This is a genomic window from Deinococcus aquatilis DSM 23025 (assembly GCF_000378445.1).
In the GTDB taxonomy this organism is placed as follows: Bacteria; Deinococcota; Deinococci; order Deinococcales; family Deinococcaceae; genus Deinococcus; species Deinococcus aquatilis.
Window position 1 is genome coordinate 1 of record NZ_KB899758.1, and the last position, 22,631, is coordinate 22,631.

The window sequence follows — 22,631 nt, forward strand, 5'->3', positions numbered from 1 at the left end:
GTCTGTGATTAGCGCCTCCAAGAGTGCCCGGCTTTCAGCCGGGCACTCTTGCCGTTACCATGCTGTCCATGAGCTCCGAGGTGACTGAGAAAGATCTCTTCGAGATCATCCGTCGCCAGTCCGAGCAGATTGACCAGTTGATCGCGGAGAACAAAGCGCTTCAGGCCGAACATATCCGCCTGAAGAAGCGTATTGAAGAGCTGGAACGACGGGCCCGCAAGTATGCCGCGCCCTTCAGCCGGGAGACGCGCACTGCCCAACCCAAATCACCAGGACGCCGTCCTGGTGAAGGCACCTTCGCGCACAAGTCGCCACCCACGCCACAACAGATCACCGAGACCGTACAGGTTGACACGCCAAACACCTGTCCTCGGTGTGGTTTCACAGGACTGCTGATCTTCACCCGTCACGACAAAGCCTGGGTCACGGAACTTGTCCCTCAGAACGCCATGCAGGTCACCGAGTACCACGTGCCCGTCATGGACTGCCCCCAGTGTCACCACGCGGTGCGTGGTAACCATCCCGCCCTAAAGGCCGATCAGATGGGTGCCACCGCCCACCGACTCGGACCGGTTCTGCACGCCACCCTTCAGACCCTGCATCACGAGGTGGGTCTGCCCGTGCGCCGAATCGGTCGGGTCATGAACCTCCTAGGCGGCGTGCAGGTCACGCAAGGTGCGATCACGCAAGCCGCACGGCGGCTTGCCGCCGACGGCAGCCCCCTCGCCGCTCACGTCGAGGCTCTCCAGGCACAAGTGCAACACGCTCCGTTCGTGCATCACGACGACACCGGCTGGCGGATCGGCACCCAAAACGCGTGGGTGGGCGCGTTCCGCAGCGCGGACACCGTGGTCTTCCGCGCCAACCTGCAGCACACGAACGTGGAAGTCCGCCAAGGGCTGGGACAGAACTTCGCGGGCGTGCTGGTCAGCGACCGCTTCTCCTCGTACGACAGCCGCTTCCTAGAAGGGGTCAAGCAGCAGAAGTGCCTGGCGCACCTGATCCGCAATGCCGATGAGGTCGCCGCCGGGCAGCAGGGGCGCCCTGGACGTGGAGAGCTGTACGGACAGCGGGTTGCGCAGGTCTTCCGGGATGGAATCCGACTGCACCGGAACGTGACGACGAGTGTGTGTACGCAAGAGGAATACGCGCAACAGGGTGAAGAACTCACCCTGCGCCTGGAGGCCTTGCTGAACCGGGCACCGCTGAAGTCGAAGGCGAACGAACGACTCCGGCTGGGCATCCTGAAGCAGCATGGACTCGATCGGTTGTGGCAGTTCCTGAAGGATCCGGACATTCCACCGACGAACAATGCGGCGGAACGGAGTCTGCGGACCGTGGTGATGGCGAGGAAGGTCTCGCAGTGCAGCAAGAACGCGGTGGGCGCGCAGACGTACATGCGGATCAAGTCCACCGTGGAGACCGCGCGGTTGCGCGGTCAAGATCCCGTCGCCGTCCTGACCGGCCTCACCCGTTAAAGCTTGGATGCCCGACCTTCGGCCGGGCATCCAGGGAGGCGCTAATCACAGACCGAAGCCCGATGCTGCGACCTTGAAAAGCACTTGAGGATGTCAGAATACAGGCGTCTGGAGCGCGGTTCTTTTGGGTTCACACCCCACTATGGGGCCAAAAGTGCGTTCCAGACATCGTTTTGAAAAACTGCAAGATCTCAGTTATCATTTTAGAGAATTCAGACTCCCAGAGTGCAGAGAGATTGAGTAAAAAATTGCTGAGCAATCTAAAATCAGAAGGGGTGTTTATCTCACCAGGGTTCAGGTACTCGTTTCTGACTCTCAGTATTGGTATTAGCAACTATCCTGAAGATGCCCAGACCCCTGAAGACCTGTTGCGGCACGCCGACAGTGCCATGTTGGCCGTCAAACGATCAGGTAAACATGGGTTCAAACGCTATAATTCTACTGACGATGCAGCTACCGAATATCAACAAATGTTGGCCCATGAACTTGCGGGCGCTATAGAACGTCAAGAAATATCATTGGTTTTTCAACCCATCTATGATCTGAGGACTGCCAAAATTGTCAAGGTAGAGTCCCTTCTCCGCTGGACACATCCAACTCTGGGCAGGATTTCGCCCACAGATTTTATTCCGGTCGCTGAACATTCTGGGTTGATCCTCAGTTTAGGACACTGGGTCATTGAACAGGCTTGCCTCTCTGCGAGCGCCTGGAAGGACATACAGGTCTGTGTGAATCTGTCTGCTCTACAACTTCTTCAACACAGTTTCATGGAAGATCTGAATCGCGAAATTCAAAAGAACGGTCTCTCGCCTACACACTTGGCCCTGGAGATTACAGAAACCATGTTAATGAGGGATGATCCCCACACGAGATATATTCTTGATGAATTGAATTCTCTGGGAATCGACCTGATCATAGACGACTTCGGCATAGGCTATTCAAATTTCAATCGTCTCAGAACCTTACCTGTTCAATCGCTCAAGATAGACCAGAGTTTTACATTTAACATCGTGGGACAGTCTGTAGAGCATCTCTACGTACAGCAGATCGTGCGCTCTACTGTCAATCTCAGTCAGATTGCCGACTTACAGGTGACCGCCGAGGGGATCGAAACAGCCGAGCAGCTGGATATGGTGCAGAGTTTGGGCTGTCACTATGGTCAGGGCTACCTGTTTTCGCGGCCCTGTAGCGCCGAACAGATCGACGTGCTGTTGGCACAATCTGAGCTACCAGCCTGGTTCAGGCCCGCCACACCTGCCGTACCTCCCACCTAACAGGCTACCCAAACCTGTCAGGGGACAATCCTCCGCCCAGGCCAGCGCATAGAATAGGAAAGATGCGTTGACCGCAAGGGTCAGGGGCAGCGGGCGGAACGTGGCCTGAATGCCAGACCCCCAAGCCAGATCCGCAGGCGCGAAAGGGACGGTGGAAGAATGAGCAAGACCTTGACAGTTTCCCGCGCGGGCACTTGGTTGTCCCGGCTGGCCTGGGCCGCTCTGGCCTACAACGTACTCGTGATCCTGTGGGGCGCGGTGGTCCGTCTGACAGGGGCGGGCGCAGGCTGCGGCGAGCATTGGCCGCTGTGCAATGGCGTGGTCGTGCCTCAAGACCCCACACTCCATACCATCATCGAATTCAGTCACCGCCTGACCAGTGGTCTCAGCGGGCTGTTTGCCATTGTGCTGGTGGCCCTCGCCTTCCGCGTGACTCCCAAAGGACATGCGGCGCGGTTCGGCGCCATCCTGAGCCTCGGCCTGATCATTCTGGAAGGACTGGTGGGCGGTGTGCAGGTTCTGTTGGGACTGACTGCCACCAGCACCAACCCAGCACGCGGGCTGGTACAGGGCGTGCATCTTGCCAATACCTTCTTGCTGCTGGGAGCGCTGCTGCTGACCGCGCTCTGGGCCTCTGGTGGGCCACGCCTGAGGCTGACCAAACAGGGCGCGGCAGGGTGGGCCAATTATGCCGGGCTGGGTCTGCTGCTGGTCCTGGGTATGGCAGGCGCAGTGACCGCGCTGGGCGACCTGCTGTTTTTGCCCGCCGACGGCACGCCCGTAGAGACAGTCAAACGCGATTTTGCATCCACCGCCAGCCTGATCGAAAATTTGCGGGTCGTTCACCCCATGTTGGCGATTCTGACCAGCGCCTACCTGGTGTGGCTGGGCGTGTTTTTGCGCCGGGTGCGGCCCAGCGCAGGGGTTCAGCGGTGGAGTCTGGTGGTCTGGGGCCTGCTCGGGGCGCAGATGGTGGCCGGATTTGCCAATATCGCTCTCAAAGCTCCGGGCTGGATGCAACTGACGCATCTGCTGCTGGCCTGCGTGCTGTGGTTGGCTACCGTACTGCTGGCCTACCGCTCCTTGACTGCTCTCAGTGTTTCCTCTAACAGTGTCTCTCCTACTACACCTCCTCTCATTCCCCGCACCACCCCCAAAGGACGCAATGCGTGACTGCCGTAACTGATTCTGCTGCCCCTACCCGTGCCACCTGGCGCGATTACCTTTCGCTGACCAAACCCAAGGTCATCAGCTTGCTGCTGTGGACGACCCTGACCGCGATGGTCATGGCCGCGCGGGGCTGGCCGGGCCTGTGGTTGCTGATCGTGGTGGGCCTGGCGGGCTACATGTCGGCAGGATCGGCGGGCGTGTTCAACATGATCATCGACCGCGACATCGATCTGAAGATGGCCCGCACTGCGCAGCGCCCCACCACCAGCGGCCTGATTTCGGCCCAGAACGCCGCGATTTTCGGCACCACCTTGCAGGTTCTGTCGTTCGTGATGCTGTGGGTCTGGGGATCACCGCTGGCCGCGTGGATGAGCCTCGCCGGATTCCTGACCTACGTGGTGGTCTATACGCTGTGGCTCAAGCGCACGACCTGGCACAACATCGTGTTGGGCGGAGCTGCCGGATGCTTTCCGCCGCTGGTCGGCTGGGCCGCTGTTACTGGCGACCTGAACCTGTTCGCCTGGTTCCTGTTTGCCATCATCTTCTTCTGGACGCCGGTGCACTTCTGGGCACTGGCCCTGATGATCAAAGACGAGTACCGCGAGGTCGGTATTCCGATGCTGCCCGTAGTGCACGGAGACAAGCTGACGGTGGCCCAGATCGGGCTGTATGCCATCTACACAGTGGTGCTGTCGGTGATGCCCGTGTTTTTCCGCGAAGTAGGTGCGATCTACTTTGTGTCAGCAGCGTTGCTGGGCGGCCTATTGCTTCAGCGCTCCTGGGTGCTGTATAGGCACGTCATGGCCGGAAATGCCGTAGAACGCCGCGTGGCCGTGCCACTGTACCTGTATTCGATGCTGTATCTGGCACTGCTGTTCGTGGCAGGAGCGCTTGACCGGGTGGTCTTCGCGCAGCTGTTGTAAAAACTGTCAGTGGTAAAAGCGCAGGCGGCGAGATCGTCCTGCGCTTTTTCTTTTCCCACGATCCCCTGTTTGCCCTTCCCACATCCCACAACCTTCAGTCCACACTTCCTTCTCAGGACACATGACACCCCCTGCACCTGATCTCATATCCATTGGCCCTGACCGATCGGTAGAATGCAGAAGAAGAGAGGCGCTCGCCCCTGGCAGTCTGTGGGCTGGAGGGGGGGCAAATTTTCCCCACGTGACGCTTTACACTAGGGGCGTTATGTTCGGCCCTTCTCGCAAGGCCAATCCACTGGGGCAGGAAGAAAGGAGCGAAGTTGAATACCAACCATCACCAGACGCCGGGCCATTCCCGTTTCAGGCGCGTTCGCCGCGTGCTTCCATTGGCGCTGACGGGGCTGGCCGCCACACTGCTGACCGGATGTCAGCAAGTCAGTCAGTCGCTCAGCATCGGGGATATGTCGTCGGGCTACAACCGCGAAATCTTCTGGATGAGCGTCTGGGCCATCGCGCTGTCGATCATTATTTTCATCGGTGTGTCGTACGCCCTGTTCTACACGGTCAATAAGTTCCGTGAAGACAAACACGACGCGCCGCCCGCGCAGTTTCACGGCAACAACCGCCTAGAAGTGATTCTGGTGGTCGTTCCCGTGATCATCGTGGTGTTCCTGAGTGTGCTGACGGTACGCAGCATGGCCCGCCTGAACCCCAACATCAACGCCGATACGGTCAATGTCGATGTGCTGGGCCGCCAGTTCTGGTGGAACTTCAGCTATCCCGAAGCGGCGGCGGCAGCGGGCGGCGTGGTCACCAACGGCAACGAGATCATCATGCCCACCCGCCAGAAGGTGGCCCTCACCATCACCAGTGGCGACGTGATTCACGGCTTCTGGGCACCCAACATTGGTGGCCAGCGGGCGGCCATGCCTGCCGTGAAAAAGACCTGGCAGGTGGATACCGACCGCGCCGGGGCCTATCAGGGCAATTGCTCGCAACTCTGCGGAGCCAGCCACGCCAACATGCGCTACAAGGTCGTCGCTCTGGATCAGGACCGTTACAACACCTTCATTACGGCAGCCAGCGCCTACCGTGCCCCCGAACCCGCTCCTGGTAGCGCCGAGGCACGCGGCTACACGCTGTTCATGCAGGGCAAGACCGAAACGGGCGCTCTGGCCTGCGCCGCCTGCCACCGCGTTCAGGGCACGCCCGCTGCAGGCGCGGCTGGCCCCGACCTCAGCTTCTTCGGCACGCGCCGCACACTGGGCGCGGGCATGTGGGAAGCCATGACCGCCGAGCACTGGGAAGCCGCCGACGCCAAAGCCCGCCTGCACGAGTGGATCAAGCACAGCCCGCTGGTCAAGCCTGGCAGCCTGATGCCCACCTACGACGGCAGTGAATACCGCGTGAACGGCAAGGTGCAAAAAGGCGGCGTGCTGACCGACGCCGAGATCGATGACGTTGCGGCCTACCTCAGAACGCTGCAACTGCCTGAAGAAGCGGACTACTGGAAAGGAACGCCCGTTCAGGGTGCGCCGCAAGGAGGAACACAGTGACCGTTCAGCACGCTCCCCCACAAGTCGAGGTGGCCCGGCCCAGCATTCTGGAAGTGCTGCTGGACTACATGAAAACCACCGATCACAAGAAGATCGGCACGCTGTACATCGTGACCAGCATTCTCGCCTTCGGGATCGGTGGGCTGTTGGCCGTGGGCATCCGCTTGCAGTTGGCGCTGCCCGAACAGTCTTTCCTGGTGGGTAACACCTACAACCAGGTGCTGACCCTGCACGCCGCACTGATGATCTTTTTCTTCCTGATTCCGATTGGGCTGTTCGGATTCGGAAACTGGTTCCTGCCGCTGCAACTCGGCGTGCGTGATGTGGCCCTGCCCCGCGTCAACACCTTCGCGGTGTGGCTGTTCATCTTCAGCCTGATTCTGGTCATCACGGGCCTCGCCAACGGCGGCGCACCCGGCGTCGGCTGGACCTTCTATTACCCCCTCAGCGTGGATGCCAACCAGACCGGTGTGGCCGTGCTGATGGTCGCCCTGATCTTCAACGGCATCGCGTCGCTGCTGGGCAGTGCCAACTTTGCCGCCACCATCGTCAACCTCCGCGCCCCCGGCATGAGCCTCTGGAAAATGCCCATCTTCGTCTGGAGCATCTTCGCCACCTCGATTTTGCAGCTGATCTCGCTGGGCGGCCTGACCGCTGCGGCGCTGGTCACCTACCTCGAAATCAAACTGGGCCTGAGCATGTTCAACCCCGGCATCGGCGGCGTGCCCGTGCTGATGCAACAGTTTTTCTGGTTCTACTCTCACCCCGCCGTGTACGTGATGTTGCTGCCCTACCTCGGCATTGCCGCCGAAATCGCCTCGACGATGGCCCGCAAGCCCCTGTTCGGCTACCGCGTGATGGTGTATTCCATCCTCGGAATCGTGCTGGTGTCGCTGCTGGTGTGGGTCCACCACATGTTTGCCGTGGGCCTGCCCGAAAGCTGGCAGATCGCCTTTATGATCGCCACCCTGATCGTGGCTGTGCCAACTGGCGTCAAAATCTTTAACCTGATCGGCACGCTGTGGGGTGGCCGCATCATCATGAAGACGCCCACCTACTGGCTGGTCGGCTTCATCTTCAACTTCCTGATCGGCGGGATTACCGGCGTGTCCCTGGGCATGATTCCTTTCGATTATCAGGTCACGATGTCTTATTACGTGGTGGCCCACTTCCACAACGTCATGATGTTCGGCACGGCCTTCCTCGCCATGGGCGGCATCTACTACTGGTGGCCCAAGATGACGGGCCGTTTCCTCAGCGAAAAGCTGGGCATGTGGCACTTCTGGCTGTTTATGGTCGGATCGTGGATGACCTTTTTGCCTCAGTACATTCTGGGTCTGCTGGGCATGCCCCGGCGCTACTACACCTACCCTGAGGGCAACTTTGCCTGGACGGAACTGAACTTCGTCTCCACGCTGGGTGCGCTGACCCTGCTGGCAGGCGGCATCGTGTGGGTCTGGAACATGATCCAGAGCTTCCAGCGCCCCATGACTGCTGGCCCGAACCCCTGGGGCGGCTTTACGCTGGAATGGACGGCGGCCAGCCCTCCTGCGGCCTACAACTTCGCGCATGAATTCCCCCGTTCCTTTCCCACCGAGCGCCCGCTGTACGACTGGGAAAAGAACGGCGACACCCTGACCCCCGTGGACCCCAAGACCATTCACCTGCCTGTCGATTCCATCTGGCCCTTTATCACGGCCTTTGGCCTGCTGCTGATGGGATATGGCCTGAGCTTCGGCTGGTTTACCAACTACACCCCTGGCGGCGGCCTGAAGGGGTTCTTCGACGCCAGTGGCGGGCATGTCTTTGCCAGCATCGTCTTGTACCTCAGCTTCCCCGTGTTCTTCTACGGCCTGTTCAAGTGGGCCGGAACCCGTGAATACGCCGTGCCCGTCGAGCACCACCACCTGACCAAATACGACAACGGCTTCATGGGCATGAGCTGGTTCATCATCTCCGAAGTGGGTCTGTTCGGCGTGCTGATCGCGGGCTACGTGTACCTGCGCGTCATCGGCGCTGCCGAGCCGCCCGCCCTGCGCCCCAACGTGTGGTTGGCCGCCCTGAACACATTGATTCTGGTCTCCAGCTCCTTCGTGCTGCACAAGGCCGAGCAGGACAACCATCAGGGCCGCTACACCATGTTCCGTCTGGGCCTGTTGATCACCCTGATTCTGGGTGCCGTCTTCATGCTCTTCCAGGTCTACGAGTTCTCGCTGTTCGGCACCGAAACAGACTGGAAACAGAACCTGTGGCAGGCCTGCTTCTTCACCATCGTGGGTCTGCACGGTCTGCACATCATCATCGGTGGTACGGGCATCGCCCTGCCCTACTACCAGGCCATGACCGGCAAGATGGACAAGTACAACCACGGCTCCATCACGCCCGCCAGCCTGTACTGGCACCTTGTGGACGTGGTCTGGCTGTTCATCGTGGCTATCTTCTACGCCTGGTAAGCAAAACTGGGAAGAGTGAGTGGTAAGCAAAAGAAGAAGGGGGAACGCCAGATTGTGCGTTCCCCCTTCTTCTTTGGGTTGTGATGACTCTTCACTTCTGGAGTTGCCGCTCGGCCCGCCCAACTGCCGCGTCCATCGCCTGTTGGGGGTGCAGGACCACTGGCCCATGTCCTACGGCGAGGCGCGTGGGCCGCAGCGCCGCCAAAGCGCGGGCACTGGCAAGCGCGGTGGCCCGGTCCCACGTGGCAATCGCGGGCAGCGGCGAACGCCACCGAAGCTCGGCACTGGTGCTGACTTCCCGGAACGTCTGGTAGGCGTCGCCCGCAATCAGGGTTCCGTCGCGGGTGTCCAGAAAGGCCAACTGGCCGGGGGTGTGACCAGGTGCGCCTATGCTTTGCAGGCTGCCCACATGGTCGCCGGGAGTCAGCAGGCGGGTGGGCCTGGTTTTGGCACGTCCGGCACGCGGTTTCTTCTGGAGTTCACCCGCATCGGTGGTCAGGTCGCCAGACATCAGGCGGGCATCGCGGGCCGAGATCAGCACCTCAGCGTCGGGCAGGGCGACGTGGAGGGCATCCAGACTGCCAAGATGGTCGTCATGTGCGTGCGTGAGCAGGATGCGCCGAATAGGGGCGTTCAGGCTGGCTGCCGCTTTCAGGATGCTGGCTGTCTGGCCTCTGGCTCCAGTGTCGATCAGGGTCAGCCCGTCATCTTCCTGCACCAGATACTGATTGATAAAGCGGAACTGCGACAGTTGGGTGAGGTACGCGCCGTGTGTGATGAGGTTCATAGCACATCCTTTTGACGAAGGTGAACGGTGTTCGTCTTGCCTAAACTGTAGATCATCGGAGGATGTGTTGTCAAGACGTACGGTGTTCACTTTCGTCGGAGATTGACCTAGACTGTCGTTTATGGCTTATCCAAGCAAGTTGACACCTGAAGCCATTGTGGGGGCGGCCTCCGAGCTGTTGCGGGCGGGCGGCGCAGAGGCCGTGGGGATGCGGGCGCTTGCCAGTACGCTTGGGGTGCAGCCCAGCAGTCTGTACCGCCATTTTGCAGACCGGGCTGCTGTGCTGGCCGCCCTGGAAGACCAGACCAGTCTGGAGCTGAACGCCGCCCTGACGCGGGCCACCACTGGCCTGCCCCCTGCCGAAGCGCTGAGGGCCGCCGCCCATGCTTACCTGAAGTTTGCCCGCAGCCAGCCGCACGCCTACGGCCTGTTGCTGATGCCGCGTGCGCCATATACCGCCCAACCCGGCGCAGGTCAGGACCTCTGGAAAAGCGTGCTGGCATTGGTCGGGGCCGTGACCGGTCAGGCCGACGACACTGCCGCCACCGTCGCATTTTGGGCCTATATGCACGGATTCGCCACCCTGGAACTCAGCGGGCAATTTGGCCGCAGTGGGCCGCGTGGGGGCTTTGAACGGGGGCTGGAGGCCCTGATCATGGGCCTGTCGCACACCGACTGAAGCTTTGGCGCTCCATTCAAGACATCCGGGGACACACTACCCGGCTCTTTTCCCCTACCCTGAGGGCGATGAAGTGGCTCACTGTGGTTTTGCTGGCCCTCGCTGCGGCCCTGGGCGGCCTGCTGTTCTTTCGTTCGGCCCGTGCTGCTCCGCTGGGAGGCACCGCGCTGGATACGCCTGTGGCTCTGCCCCCACTGGCGCTGACCGACGACGCGGGCCGCCCTGCCACTCTTGCCGATTCGGATGGGCGCTTGCGGCTGGTGTTTTATGGGTTCGTGCGCTGCCCAGATGTCTGCCCCGCAACACTCGCCATTCTGAAAGAGGCTTACGAAGGGCTGAAGCCCGAGCAGCAGGCCAAACTGCGCGTGCAACTGGTCAGCGTGGACCCTGAATTTGACCGCCCCACCATTCTGCGCGAGTACCTGAACAAGTTCGACGCCAATTTTACGGGCCTGACCGGAAGCGTGGAGAACATCGACGCGGCGGCCAAAGCCATGTTCGTCACCAACGTCGCGCCTCTGCCTGTCCATCAGGATCATGCCGATACGCCCAGCAGCACACAATCGGCCAGCGCGGCGGCCCGCCTACACGGCGATCAGGTCAGCGTGGTAAATGCGCGGGGCCAATTCGTGCGGGTGTACAGCAATCTGGAAGTTGTGGAAGGCACGCTGAAACGTGATCTGCCGGGGCTGCTGCGGCAATACGGCTCCTGAATCAAACCAGATGAACGGCGGGCCTCACTGCAATTGCTGAGGCCCGCCGTCTGACTGTGCTGCGGTACTGTACTGGGCCTTACGCCCCGAGCTGCTGTCCTTCTATGGCGTTGAACACCGCGCCGCCGGGGTCTTGCAGAACCACGATCCGGCCATAGGGCGTGTCATGCGGCGGGGAGACCACTTGCCCACCGTTGGCGACCGCAGCTTGGGCGGCAGCATCGGCATTGTCTACGGCAAAATACGCGACCCAGTGGGGGGGCTGCTCGGGGGGAAAGTCCGCAGCATCCATTTCCATCACGCCCGCCGTCCAGTCTTCGCCGTGGTGCAGCGTGTGGTAAGGAATGCCGGGAGTGGGCTGGCTGGTGGCCCCCAACAACTCGGCGTAGAACTGGCTGGCCCCTGCAAGGTCGCGGGTGTTGGCCTGCGCCCAGGACAGGCTGCCGTGCTCGCCCATCAATTCCATGCCCGTATGGGTGCCTTCCTGCCACAGCCCGAATACGGCCCCGGTGGGATCGGCAGCCACCGCCATCTGGCCCTGATCGCCTATCTGCATCGGCTCTACAAACACCGTGCCGCCCAACTCGCGGATTCGCTGGACATCGGCCTGTGCGTCATGGCTGGCAAAATACAGCGTCCATGCGCCCGCGCCGCCGCCCATCCCCGGCATCTGGGGGGCAAGGCCCGCCACACGCTGCCCGTTCAGAAAGGCCATGCGGTAGCCGCCGTATTCGGGCACGCCCTCCGAGATGTTCCAGCCAAACACCTGTTCGTAAAAGGGAAGATCGGCATTCAGATCAGGCGAAGACAGGTCGAGCCAAGTCGGGGTTCCGGCGGGGTGGGAAGTGTAAGTTGGCATGAAAAGGCAACCTCTCTGTGGACGTGAGGGCGGGGAAACGCAGCGAATTGTGACCAGCGGCGTGGAACAAACCCAGTATAAGTTACAGTATACATTATGTCAATAGCTTAATAAGATGACTATTTTATCTCTGAGCAAATTCTCGGTCAGACTGAGAGACAGACTCCCGTTCTCAATTTCGGAAATAGCGTAATATAACCAGCATGACCGAACCGCTCGATCCCGCCCTCAGGCCCAAAACACTGACGGAGTACGTGGGCCAGGAACGCCTCAAGGAGAAGCTGGGCGTGTACCTTCAGGCCGCCAAGGGCCGTAAGGAAGCGCTGGATCATACGCTGCTGTTCGGGCCGCCCGGACTGGGCAAGACCACGCTGGCCCATATCATCGCCCATGAACTGGGCGTCAACATTCGCGTGACTTCCGGCCCCGCCATCGAAAAACCCGGCGATCTGGCGGCCATCCTGACCAACAGCCTCGAAGAAGGCGACGTGCTGTTTATCGATGAAATTCACCGTCTGGGACGCGTGGCCGAGGAACATCTCTATCCGGCGATGGAAGATTTCAAACTGGATATCGTGCTGGGGCAGGGGCCAGCCGCCCGCACCATCGAGCTGCCGCTGCCGCGCTTTACCTTGGTGGGGGCCACTACCCGCCCCGGCCTGATCACCGCGCCCATGCGTTCCCGCTTCGGGATCATGGAGCATCTGGAGTACTACACCCCCGAAGAAATCGGCACCAACCTGTTGCGAGACGCCCGCCTGCTGGGCTTCGGGCTGGACGAAACCGCTGCCATAGAAATCGGCGCACGCAGCCGGGGCACCATGCGAATCGCCAAGCGTCTGCTGCGCCGCGTGCGCGATTATGCCGATGTCGCCGGAGAAACCCTGATTGGCTTAGACCGCGCCATGCACGCCCTCGATAAGCTGGGGCTGGACGCGGCGGGTCTGGATGACCGCGACAAGAAGTACCTCGAAACCCTGATTCACCGCTTCGCAGGCGGCCCGGTGGGTGTGGATACCCTCGCTACCGCCATCAGCGAGGATGCCCTGACTCTGGAAGACGTGTACGAGCCGTACCTGATCCAGTTGGGTTTCATCAAGCGCACGCCGAGGGGCCGCGTAGCGACGGCGCACGCCTATGACCATCTGGGGCTGCCGGTGAGCGGCGTGGACGGGGATTTTCCGAGCTTTCTGACTAATTAGGAACGTGGTGGGTGGAACGTGGATCGTGGTCTGTCTTGCCTACGATCCACGTTCCACGATCCATTTACACTTCTTGCCATGTCTCCCGCCCCCACCCCACCCCAAGTCCAGATGTTCGGCACCAAGAAAAACGCCGCCACCCGCGCCGCCGAGCGCTTTTTTAAGGAACGGCGGGTCAAGATCCATTTTGTAGACCTGAGCGTCAAGCCGATTGCCAAGGGCGAACTGGCCCGCTTTGTGCAGAAATTTGGCCTGAATGCCCTGCTGGACATGGAAGGCAAAGCCTACGAGCGTTCCAATCTGGCCTACCTGCGAACCACCGAAGAAGGCATCATCACGCGAATCATTGAGACGCCGGAGCTGCTGCGGCTGCCGCTGGTGCGGGGCGGCAAGGTGCTGACGGTGGGCGAGGACGCGGAGGGCTGGGGGCGGATGCTGGAGGGGTGAAACGTTGGGATGGTGGGTGAACCCCCCCGTTGCTGACGCAACGCCCCCCCTTAAAGGGGAGGATAAGGGCTTTTGTGCTCCCCTCTAAGGGGGGCTGGCTGCGAAGCAGACTGGGGGGTTTGGGCGGCAACGTCAATTTGAGTTGAAAACGGCTAGACCTCTTCCCGCTCCACCCGAATCCGCGTGTTGTGAAAGGTGCTTCCGCCGCCCAAGTCCGTCAGCGTCTGGGCGGTGATCGCGTTGATGCTTTCGCCGTCGGGGGCCGACAGGCCCCACCAACTGCCCTCCACCACCACCACGCCCGGTTGCGCCGATTCGGTCACGCGCAGGCGGCGGCGGGTGCTGCCCACTTCGCTGGTCAGGCGGGCATACTCGCCATCTTGCAGACCGTAAGCCTCGGCATCAGCGGGATGAATCAGGGCGTGCGGCTCGCTGCCCTCGGCGCGGGTCAGGTTGGGCAGATGGCCGTAGGTAGAATTCAGAAAATGGTGCGCGGGCGGCGTCAGCAGACGCAGCGGAAAGTCAGGATTCAGGGCGGCGGCGGGTTCGCGGTGCTGGGGCGCGGGCGAGAGTTGCACCTTGCCGCTGGGCGTGGGTGCGCCGTGGGCGTAGGGCCGCCACTCTTCGGGCAGGTTCAGGTGAAGCATGCCTTCTGCCTTCAACCGCTCCGGGGTGATGCCCGCCAGATGCGGATGCGGCGTGTCCAGCACCTCGTTCAGCAGGTCGTCCACCGTCCAGTACACCGCAGGGTCAGTGACCCCGAGGCGGCGGGCCAGTTCGCCAAAAACCCACGTATTGGGGCGGGCCTCGCCGGGAGCTTCTAGCGTGGCGGGGTTGTAAGACAGCCAGTGGTGGCCGTAACTGGTGTAGATGTCGGCGTGTTCCATGAACGTGGTCGCGGGCAGCACGTAGTCGGCATTCCGGGCGGTTTCGGTCATGGCCTGTTCCAGCACCACCACCATCAGATCGGGGCGCTGTAAGCCTGCACGCACGCGGGCCGAATCGGGGGCCACCACCGCCGGATTGCAGTTATAGACCACCAGCGCCCCCAGTCCGTTCTCGGGGGTGAGGGCGTTTGCCAGCTCGTTCATGTTCACGCGGGGCGTTTCCGGCTTCAGCAGATCGGCTCCGCCCACCCGCGCCCGGTTCAGGGCAAATGCGCCGCCTGTGCTGAGGGTCACGCCGCCCCCGCGCAAGCGCCAATCTCCGGTGAGGGCGGGAAGCAGGGTCACGGCCCGCAGATTGGTTCCGCCGAATTCGTGGCGGGTCATGCCGTAGCCCACGCGGATATAGGTGGGGCGCGTGGTGCCGATGGCGCGGGCAAACTCGCGCACTTCCTCGGTGCTCAGGCCCGTCACGGCGGCGGTGCGTTCGGGCGTCCATTCGGCAGCGGCATCGCGCAGCTCATCTATACCCTGCGTGGCTTCGGCGATGTAGGCCGCGTCTGTCCAGCCGTGGGCAAACAGTTCGTGCATCACGCCGAGGGCCAGCGCCGCGTCGGTGCCGGGTTTCAGTTTCAGGTGCTGATCCGCGTAGGCCGAGGTTCGGTTGCGGTAGGGATCGACGTGGATAATCCGCGCCCCGGCCTTTCGCGCCGCCGTCATCTGGGGGGTCAGGTGGCTGTGGGTGCTCAGGCTGTTGATGCCCCACAACACGATCAATCTGGCGTGCGGCACATCCAGCGGATCGACGCCGAAGCGGGCACCATAACCCAGCGTCCACGCGGCACTTCCGGCAGTGGCGCAGATGGTTTCTTCCAGTTCCGGCGTCCCCAGCGCCCGCCAGAGCGTGTGGGCGTGGGCATTTTCCATCAGACCCATCGTTCCGGCGTAGTGGTAACGCAGAACAGAAGACGGCCCCCGCGTATCCAGCAGCGTTTTCAGGCGGCCTGCAATGTCGTCCAGTGCCTCTTCCCAGCTCACGCGCTCGAAGATGGGGTCGGGGTCGGTTTTGGGATTCACGCGCCGCAGCGGATACAGCGGGCGCTCGGGGTGATTCTGCCGCGCCGGATAATGCACGGTTTTCACGCAGGCAAAGCCCCGCGTATAGGGGTGGTCGGTGTCTCCGGTGAGCTTGACGGCCCGCTCCTGTCCATCCTCGCCGCGTGCCAGCGTGATCCGCAGGCGGCAGGCGTCGGGGCAATCCAGCGGGCAGGTCAGGAACACGTCGCGGGTGGCAGCGGGCAGCGGCACGGTCATGGCCCAGAGTCTAAACGTCCCGGCGGGGCAGCACGCAGACACAAACGACCTTTCTCGGCCCGCACCGATGCCCAGAGGGACGCGGAATACACCCCACGCCCCGGTATCGGCAGACCGGGCGGGATAGACTGCCCCCATGATTGGAAAAACGTACACAACGATGCTGGGTGGCCGCGAATTGAGCATCGAGACCGGCAAACTTGCCAAACTGGTCAGCGGCAGCGTGACCCTGCGCTACGGCGACACGATGTTGCTGGTCACGGCTCAGGCCCGCGAAGAAAGAAGCCCGCTGGATTTTTTGCCCCTGACCGTGGAATTTGAAGAAAGGCACTACGCCGTGGGCAAGATTCCCGGATCGTTCCACCGCCGCGAGGGTCGGCCCGGTGAAAAGGCCATTCTGGGCGCACGGATCACAGACCGCCAGATTCGGCCCCTCTTCCCCAAGGGCTACCGCCACGAAACGCAGGTCATCATCACGGTCATCAGCGCCGATCAGCAGAACCTGCCCGACGTGCTGGGGCCAATCGGCGCTTCGGCGGCCCTCAGCATCAGCGATATCCCCTGGGGCGGCCCCACCGCCTGCGTGCGGGTCGGTCAGGTAGACGGCCAGTACGTCCTGAACCCCACCACCGAGCAACTCACGCGCTCGGTGCTTGATCTGGTGGTGGCCGGAACCCGTGACGCCGTGATGATGGTCGAAGCGGGCGCACAGACGGTCAGCGAAGAACTGCTGGTCGGGGCCATCGAATTTGCCCACGCCGAGATGCAGGGCGTCATTTCTCTGATCGAAACCATGCGGGCCGAACTGGGTCAGGAAAAATTCAACCTGCTGGCCGAGGGCGACCTGACCACCGACCTCGTGCCCGAGCTGGCCGAAGCCGCCCGCGCCGCTGGCCTGCGCGACGCCCTGCTGACCACCAAAAAGAAGGAGCGCAGCGCCAACCTCAAGGCCCTGCGTGACCGCCTGATTGCCGCCCAGATTCCTGAAGGCGAGATGGACGCCGCCGAAGCCCGCATCGCGGCCCTGAAAACCGCGTTCGGCAAGGTGGAAAAACAGGAACTGCGCCGCCTGATTCTGGAAGACGACCTGCGGGCCGATGGACGCAACAGCCGCACCGTGCGTCCCATCTGGATCGAAACGCGCAGCCTGCCCCGCGCCCACGGCAGTGCCATCTTCACTCGCGGCGAAACGCAGGTCCTGGGCATCGCCACGCTGGGCACCGAGCGCGACAATCTGCTGGTCGATGACCTCACGCTGGAAGACAACGATAAATTCCTGCTGCACTACAATTTCCCGCCGTACTCCACGGGCGAGGTCAAGCGCATGGGCGGGCAGTCTCGCCGCGAAATCGGGCACGGCAACCTGGCAAAACGGGCCATCCGCGCCGTGCTGCCCACCTTTGAGGAATTTCCCTACGTGATCCGCGTGGTGGGCGAGGTGCTGGAATCCAACGGCAGCTCCAGCATGGCAACCGTGTGCGCCGGAACGCTGGCCCTGATGGATGCGGGCGTTCCCCTGAAGGCTCCAGTGGCGGGCGTGGCGATGGGTCTGGTCATGGAAGGCGACAGATACCGCATCCTGACCGATATTCTGGGCCTCGAAGACGCGCTGGGCGACATGGACTTCAAGGTGTGCGGGAGTGAATTCGGCGTCACGGCGCTGCAAATGGACATCAAGGTGGGCGGCATTACCCCCGCGATCATGCGTGAGGCGCTGGAGCAGGCCCGCGTGGCCCGCCTGCACATTCTGGGCAAGATGGCCGAAGTGCTGGCCGCCCCCCGCGCAGAACTGGCTCCCACCGCGCCGCGCATCGTGACCATCAAGATCAACCCCGAACTGATCGGCAAAGTGATCGGACCGGGCGGCAAACAGATTCGCGAGCTGGAAGCGTTGGGCGCACAGATTACCCTCGAAGAAGACGGCACTGTCCGTATCTTCAGTGCCGACGGAGCCGCCGGCGAAGCCGTCAAAGCCCGAATAGAAGGGCTGACCCGTACCGCCAAGATCGGGGAAGAGTTTGAAGGTACCGTGGTCAAAACTGCCGCTTTCGGGGCCTTCATCAACCTGTTCCCCGGTCAGGACGGCATGCTGCACATCAGCCAGATGTCCGAAGAGCGCGTGAACGCCGTGGAAGACGTGCTGAACGTGGGCGACAAGCTGCGGGTGAAGATCGTGAACGTGGATGACCGGGGTAAAATAGACCTCGTGCGCCCGGAACTGGAAGGCAAAATCGCGCCCCGCGCCCCCCGTGAAGCCCGTCCGGGTGGAGACCGTGGTGGGCGGCCCCCCCGCAGGGATTAACAACCGTTAGTGGTCAGTGGTCAGGAGTGAGCGGGAAGGTCAAGGGCACAGGGGAACTGAATTTCTCTTGTGCCCTTGACCTTTCCACTGACCACAACCCACTCACCGTTCCTCTACAATCCTTGCCATGCGCCCCGCCTACCTCACCGCTGCCCGCAACCTGCAACTGGGACGGGAATGGGCTGTAGAGGGCGATCAAGCCCGCGCCCTCGAAGTCTATGAAGACGCCCTGACCATCCTGTGTGCGCTGCCGCCAGAACGCACGCGGGATGTGCTGCTGGCGCATACGCACCTGGCTTTTTTCCAGACCCTGGCACTGGCTGGAGCTGACGCAGGGCAGAAGCATCTACATCTGGGCGTCAGTTATGCCCGCAGCACCCGTGACCCTCTGGCGCGTGCTATTGCCGAAGAATGTCTCAGCGGGCTGGATGTGGTGCTGTAACTCTGAGTCATGCGCCGTGAACGTCACCAAGATCAACACTGCACCCAACGAGTGGGCCACTCTCTTCCTTCAGAGTGGCCCACTTGTTAAGTCAAGATCGAGGTTGGTGTTCTTTCACAGCCCAAAGTCCACGGTTCTATTGGACGAACGGATAGGATTACTGGCTAGGCGGCACGATCTGGACGGTGGTTTTCTTGTCCTTCGTGCTGTACAGGCATTGCAGGCCTGCTGAACCCACCGGCTTCACGCTGGCATTCTTGCCGTGAATAGAAATCAGCACGGGCGAAGCAGCCAGCCAGCCACCTTCCGGGTTGGGTTGGGCAGCGGCGACCCAGTCGCGAGAATCGGCAGCCACATTCACATGCAAACTTTCGCCCGCCGCCAACGGACTGCTCTGCTCAATCAGGCTTTTGAGGGGAACATTCTGGCCCTGCAAACTGACATTCAGCGTGTCGGCCTCTTCCAGTTGCTCCTTACACTCTTCCAGGAACCTGTATTTGCTGATGCCGTTGGCAGTGTCATCGCTTGCCAGCGGATTGTTACGAACGGCCATAGCAACAACGAAGCTCAGGAGAGCCACGCTGAGAAGAATCGCCACCCACAGCACGGCGCGGCCTGCACGTCCCTGACGGGAGCCGGAACGGTCGGAGAAAGCATTGCTCATATCGCCTTCCAGCATAACGCGCAGAGGGCAGGCGAACGTGTTACCAATCGGACGTTTCCCTGAAGACGCCGTCCAGGCCCACTCCAGACTGTTCTAGCCTGACCAGTGCTGCGGCCACCGTCTGTCCCGTTTCAGGATGGCGACGCTGGGGGCCAAGGTCAGCCAATGGGGCCAGTACAAAGGCCCGCTCCCATGCGCGGGGGTGAGGCAGGGTCAGGGCAGGCGTGTGTATCACCAGATCGCCGTACAGGATCAGATCCAGATCCAGTGTCCGGGCCTCCCATCGTTCGCGGCGTTCGCGTCCAGCACGGGCTTCTATGTCATGCAGGGCCGCCAACAGGTCTGGGGCACCCAGTTGAGTACGGAGGCTCAGGGCCGCGTTCAGGTAATCCGGCTGACCTGCGGGGCCGCCCACAGGTGCGGTGCGGTAGAGGGCCGAGACAGCCGTAACAGCGCCCAGTCGTGCCAGTTCTGCCCGTGCCCACCGCAGGGTCGTCTGTGGGTCGCCCAGATTGGCACCGAGGGCAATCCACGCCGTAGCGGCAACCTGATCAGCCATACCTTAGGCGGGAGACTCCTGTTGCAACGTCAACTCGGCGTACACGTCCCGGAACACGCCCGGAATGGGGGCAAACGGCTTGTGCACACGCACCGTCACACTCTCCAGGCGAGGCTGATCGCGCAGCACGCGGCGGGCCACCCGGTCAGCCACCACCTCGATCAATTGCCACCGTTGCTCGGTGACCTCCTGCCGGATCGCGTCGTACACAGCGGCGTAATTGACGGCGGCGTTCAGGTGATCGGGCAGACCAGCAAAAGGGTAATGCAGTTCCGCGTCGATCACAAAGCGTGCGCCCAGCACCGCTTCCGTGTCATACACGCCATGCCGCGCATGAAATTCCAGTCCTTCCAACACCACACGGCTCATGCCCGGAGTTTAGCCCACTCTGTCTATGGCTGCCTGTACTCGGATGGCCTGGGTATGCTCGGCCACCGCATGCACACGTACCAGGGCCGCCCCCTGCTGCGCCGCGTACAGGTGCAGGGCCAGCGAACCAGGATCGCGCTGGGCTGCATCTGGCACGCCCGCCAGCGTATCCACCATGCGTTTGCGGCTGGCTCCCACCAAGAGCGGATGCCCCAGCGATGAGAGGTCGGCGGTGGCCCGCAACAGGCTCAGGTTGTGTTCCAGCGTTTTACCGAACCCCAGGCCCGGATCAAGCAGGACAGACGGCACCCCTGCTGCCAAGACTTCTGCCGCACGCCCCTGCAGGAAAGCACGGACCTCGGCCACCACATCGGTGTAGGTGGGGTGGCGCTGCATGGTGCGCGGCTCGCCCTGCATGTGCATCAGAGCGGCGGGTGCTCCGGCATCGGCACACACCTGCCGCATGGCCGGGTCGCGCAGGGCGGTCACGTCGTTGATCAGGTGTGCGCCCGCCCGCAGCGCCGCATCGGCCACCTCCGCTTTCATGGTGTCCACGCTGATCAGCACCTCTTCTTCAGCCAGGGCACGGATAACGGGCAAAATCCGGTCAAGTTCCTGAGCAGCAGTCACAGGAACAGCCCCAGGACGGGTGCTTTCGCCGCCCACGTCAATCATCAGTGCCCCAGCATCACGCATGGCACGGGCTGCCGCCACCGCTGCCCCAAGCTGGCTATGTCGCCCGCCATCGCTGAAAGAGTCGGGGGTAACGTTCAGAATGCCCAGGACGGCGCAGCCGCGCCACTCCACTTTCCAGCCATCAGGAATCCGCGTACTGCCTGGAGCGGGAAAGCGGAAGACAAGGGAGTGAACCTGTTCAGGCCAGCGCATCAGGTTCAGTCATCATCTTTTTTAGGGGCCTGACTACTGGCAGGCGGAACAGGCAGAGCAAAGCTGACCATCACCACCTGGCGCTCCGGGAAGGCGTCCAGATAGGCAGGCATCTTGCGACCCGAACGGAAGGGCACATAGCTTTCCTGGCTCAGCGGAAAGTTGGTATCCAGCGCCACCGCAACAGGATGGGTGTCTGGGATGGGCGTGCCGGGGCGCAGGCTGTATTTCACACCGGGGGCGGCGCTGCTGGCTCTCACGGTCAATACCTTGGTAGTGCTGGGGGCAACAGCCCCGTCCTCATCGGGTTCGCGCTCCTCAGTATCGACACGCGACAACGCGCACACCGCGTAGATCACAGGAGCCTCGGTGCGTTCGGCCAGAGCATACAGAGCGCTGCTGGCACTCACATCGGCCCGCCGTGCCAACTCGGCCAGGGTGCGCCCAGTAGGACCAAAGCGGGAGAGAAGTTCGGCAATCAGCGTATCCGGCATCAAAATAGCTGCCGCGCCCACATTACAGAGCGTCTCGATCACCCCTTCCAGGCGGTCACCCTCATAGGCGTCGTGCAAATCACTGAGCAGATCATCGTCACCCAGCAGCAGCGCGTGGCTGATCTCATGGGCCAGCGTAAAGCGTTGGCGTGAGGGCCGCACAGCACTGTTGATCAGGATGACGTGATGTTCCGGATCATATGCGCCGTCACGTTCACCCATTGGAAGGAAGCGCAGAGTGACGCCGTCCAATCCCGCCATAAGGCTGTGGGTGTCCAAGCCCGGCAAATGCTGCACGTAGGCAGTAGCTAGCTCACGCATTCTGGCTTTGGCAAGGGTCAACGCCCCCGGCGCAGAAGCGTCCAGCGTGGCAGGAGCGGCGGGAAGATCCGTCACGCCCGTAGTTTACTGCACCAGTAGAAGCGAAACTGAACTTGACCTGCTGTTCCCAGAAGAATAAGTGGATGTCAACTCTAGCCGTGGGCTTTGAGTTGTCCCACCAATGCCACGTACTCCGCCTGCGCCTCTGCCTGACTGCGACCCGCCAGAGCCTGCCATGCATCGTATTTGGCTGCAGCCACAAAATTAAATCCGCCGGGGCGCTCTCCTATCACGTCGCCCTGAGTGCCCTGCTTGTACAACGCGTAGAGCTTGAGCATCACGTCATTGCCGGGTTTACTGGAGAGCGTCTGCACATCCTGTTGCGCTTGCTCGAACGCCAACTGTGTCTGAGTGGTCATCGCCAGATTGTACTTGGTTCAGAGTATCGGGCAACAGCGTAATTCAACCTGAGGACTGTTGCACCCCAATGCAAATCAAATCCCATACCAAAGCGAAGTCCCCCGCATGGGCGGGGGACTGGGGTTAGACATCAAGGGAGTGAAGAGCAGTTACGGAACGTAGAAAGGAGGTGATCCAACCGCACCTTCCGGTACAGTTACCTTGTTACGACTTCACCCCAGTCATGTGCCACAGTCTAGACGCCTGCCGTAAAGCTCCCGGCGGTTTCAACTGCAACATACTCCCATGGTGTGACGGGCGGTGTGTACAAGGCCCGGGAACGTATTCACCGCGGTATGCTGACCCGCGATTACTAGCGATTCCAACTTCACGGAGTCGAGTTGCAGACTCCGATCTGAACTGGGGATAGGTTTCAGCGATTCGCACACCCTCG

At 61.7% G+C, this 22,631-nt stretch carries 21 protein-coding genes and 1 rRNA gene; 12 read left to right on the forward strand and 10 right to left on the reverse strand.

The annotated features are described in order from the left end of the window. Positions 1-68: 68 nt before the first annotated feature. The 6 genes from tnpC (at position 69) to F561_RS0122105 (ending at position 8,854) form a co-directional block, all read left to right on the forward strand. The gene (gene tnpC / locus F561_RS0122080) at positions 69-1,478 is read left to right on the forward strand and encodes an IS66 family transposase (protein ID WP_245556598.1); all 1,410 of its coding nucleotides are present in this window, start codon (positions 69-71) and stop codon (positions 1,476-1,478) included. A 173-nt stretch (positions 1,479-1,651) separates the two neighbouring features. Then, complete coding sequence (locus F561_RS26475; protein ID WP_083922607.1) at positions 1,652-2,752, forward strand: putative bifunctional diguanylate cyclase/phosphodiesterase; 1,101 nt, start codon at positions 1,652-1,654, stop codon at positions 2,750-2,752. Positions 2,753-2,911: 159 nt separating this feature from the next. Beyond that, on the forward strand, positions 2,912-3,925 hold the full coding sequence (locus F561_RS0122090; RefSeq protein ID WP_019012147.1) for a COX15/CtaA family protein: 1,014 nt from the start codon (positions 2,912-2,914) through the stop codon (positions 3,923-3,925). Next, entirely contained in the window at positions 3,922-4,845 is a 924-nt protein-coding gene (locus tag F561_RS0122095) for a heme o synthase (protein ID WP_019012148.1), read from the forward strand. Before F561_RS0122090 ends, F561_RS0122095 begins: the two co-directional genes overlap by 4 nt. A 320-nt stretch (positions 4,846-5,165) precedes the next feature. Continuing rightward, positions 5,166-6,401, forward strand: a complete 1,236-nt coding sequence (gene coxB, locus F561_RS0122100; RefSeq protein WP_026299141.1) for a cytochrome c oxidase subunit II — start codon at positions 5,166-5,168, stop codon at positions 6,399-6,401. Further along, positions 6,398-8,854, forward strand: coding sequence for a cbb3-type cytochrome c oxidase subunit I (locus tag F561_RS0122105; RefSeq protein ID WP_019012150.1), 2,457 nt, complete (start codon positions 6,398-6,400; stop codon positions 8,852-8,854). The genes coxB and F561_RS0122105 overlap by 4 nt, the downstream gene beginning before the upstream one ends. A gap of 91 nt (positions 8,855-8,945) precedes the next feature. Here F561_RS0122105 and F561_RS0122110 read toward each other — a convergent pair whose 3' ends face one another. Then, on the reverse strand, positions 8,946-9,641 hold the full coding sequence (locus F561_RS0122110; protein ID WP_019012151.1) for an MBL fold metallo-hydrolase: 696 nt from the start codon (positions 9,639-9,641) through the stop codon (positions 8,946-8,948). 121 nt (positions 9,642-9,762) lie between these two features. On the opposite strand from F561_RS0122110, the gene F561_RS0122115 reads away from it, so the two are divergent. Both F561_RS0122115 and F561_RS0122120 read left to right on the forward strand, forming a co-directional pair. Next, the gene (locus F561_RS0122115) at positions 9,763-10,320 is read left to right on the forward strand and encodes a TetR/AcrR family transcriptional regulator (RefSeq protein ID WP_019012152.1); all 558 of its coding nucleotides are present in this window, start codon (positions 9,763-9,765) and stop codon (positions 10,318-10,320) included. A 68-nt stretch (positions 10,321-10,388) separates the two neighbouring features. Then, a complete protein-coding gene (locus F561_RS0122120) occupies positions 10,389-11,033 on the forward strand; it encodes an SCO family protein (protein WP_019012153.1) in 645 nt (214 codons plus the stop codon). Positions 11,034-11,112: 79 nt separating this feature from the next. On the opposite strand, the gene F561_RS0122125 is transcribed toward F561_RS0122120, so the two are convergent. Beyond that, positions 11,113-11,892, reverse strand: a complete 780-nt coding sequence (locus tag F561_RS0122125; protein ID WP_019012154.1) for a VOC family protein — start codon at positions 11,890-11,892, stop codon at positions 11,113-11,115. Positions 11,893-12,095: 203 nt separating this feature from the next. Between F561_RS0122125 and ruvB the strand changes: the two genes are divergently transcribed. Together ruvB and F561_RS0122135 are read left to right on the forward strand one after the other, a co-directional pair. After that, positions 12,096-13,094, forward strand: coding sequence for a Holliday junction branch migration DNA helicase RuvB (ruvB, locus tag F561_RS0122130; protein ID WP_019012155.1), 999 nt, complete (start codon positions 12,096-12,098; stop codon positions 13,092-13,094). Between the two features lie 111 nt (positions 13,095-13,205). Next, entirely contained in the window at positions 13,206-13,541 is a 336-nt protein-coding gene (locus F561_RS0122135; RefSeq protein ID WP_019012156.1) for an ArsC/Spx/MgsR family protein, read from the forward strand. Positions 13,542-13,693: 152 nt separating this feature from the next. On the opposite strand, the gene F561_RS0122140 is transcribed toward F561_RS0122135, so the two are convergent. Then, complete coding sequence (locus tag F561_RS0122140; RefSeq protein ID WP_019012157.1) at positions 13,694-15,739, reverse strand: molybdopterin oxidoreductase family protein; 2,046 nt, start codon at positions 15,737-15,739, stop codon at positions 13,694-13,696. Positions 15,740-15,875: 136 nt separating this feature from the next. Between F561_RS0122140 and pnp the strand changes: the two genes are divergently transcribed. Together pnp and F561_RS0122150 are read left to right on the forward strand one after the other, a co-directional pair. Beyond that, on the forward strand, positions 15,876-18,041 hold the full coding sequence (pnp, locus tag F561_RS0122145; protein ID WP_019012158.1) for a polyribonucleotide nucleotidyltransferase: 2,166 nt from the start codon (positions 15,876-15,878) through the stop codon (positions 18,039-18,041). 127 nt (positions 18,042-18,168) lie between these two features. After that, positions 18,169-18,483 carry a hypothetical protein gene (locus tag F561_RS0122150; RefSeq protein ID WP_019012159.1) on the forward strand — a complete coding sequence of 105 codons (315 nt, stop codon included), beginning with the start codon at positions 18,169-18,171 and terminating at the stop codon, positions 18,481-18,483. A gap of 157 nt (positions 18,484-18,640) precedes the next feature. On the opposite strand, the gene F561_RS0122155 is transcribed toward F561_RS0122150, so the two are convergent. The 7 genes from F561_RS0122155 to F561_RS0122185 all read right to left on the reverse strand — a co-directional run. Next, positions 18,641-19,147: a hypothetical protein gene (locus F561_RS0122155; protein WP_157452108.1), complete on the reverse strand. Its 507-nt coding sequence runs from the start codon at positions 19,145-19,147 to the stop codon at positions 18,641-18,643. 40 nt (positions 19,148-19,187) lie between these two features. Further along, positions 19,188-19,706 carry a 2-amino-4-hydroxy-6-hydroxymethyldihydropteridine diphosphokinase gene (gene folK, locus F561_RS0122160; RefSeq protein WP_019012161.1) on the reverse strand — a complete coding sequence of 173 codons (519 nt, stop codon included), beginning with the start codon at positions 19,704-19,706 and terminating at the stop codon, positions 19,188-19,190. 3 nt (positions 19,707-19,709) lie between these two features. Then, positions 19,710-20,075: a dihydroneopterin aldolase gene (gene folB, locus F561_RS0122165; protein ID WP_019012162.1), complete on the reverse strand. Its 366-nt coding sequence runs from the start codon at positions 20,073-20,075 to the stop codon at positions 19,710-19,712. Positions 20,076-20,084: 9 nt separating this feature from the next. Next, a complete protein-coding gene (gene folP, locus F561_RS0122170) occupies positions 20,085-20,963 on the reverse strand; it encodes a dihydropteroate synthase (protein WP_019012163.1) in 879 nt (292 codons plus the stop codon). Between the two features lie 5 nt (positions 20,964-20,968). Continuing rightward, entirely contained in the window at positions 20,969-21,778 is an 810-nt protein-coding gene (locus F561_RS0122175) for an ImmA/IrrE family metallo-endopeptidase (RefSeq protein ID WP_040381646.1), read from the reverse strand. Positions 21,779-21,930: 152 nt separating this feature from the next. After that, the gene (locus tag F561_RS0122180) at positions 21,931-22,197 is read right to left on the reverse strand and encodes an acyl-CoA-binding protein (protein WP_019012165.1); all 267 of its coding nucleotides are present in this window, start codon (positions 22,195-22,197) and stop codon (positions 21,931-21,933) included. A gap of 163 nt (positions 22,198-22,360) precedes the next feature. Beyond that, positions 22,361-22,631 (reverse strand): 16S ribosomal RNA (locus tag F561_RS0122185); the annotation flags it as partial.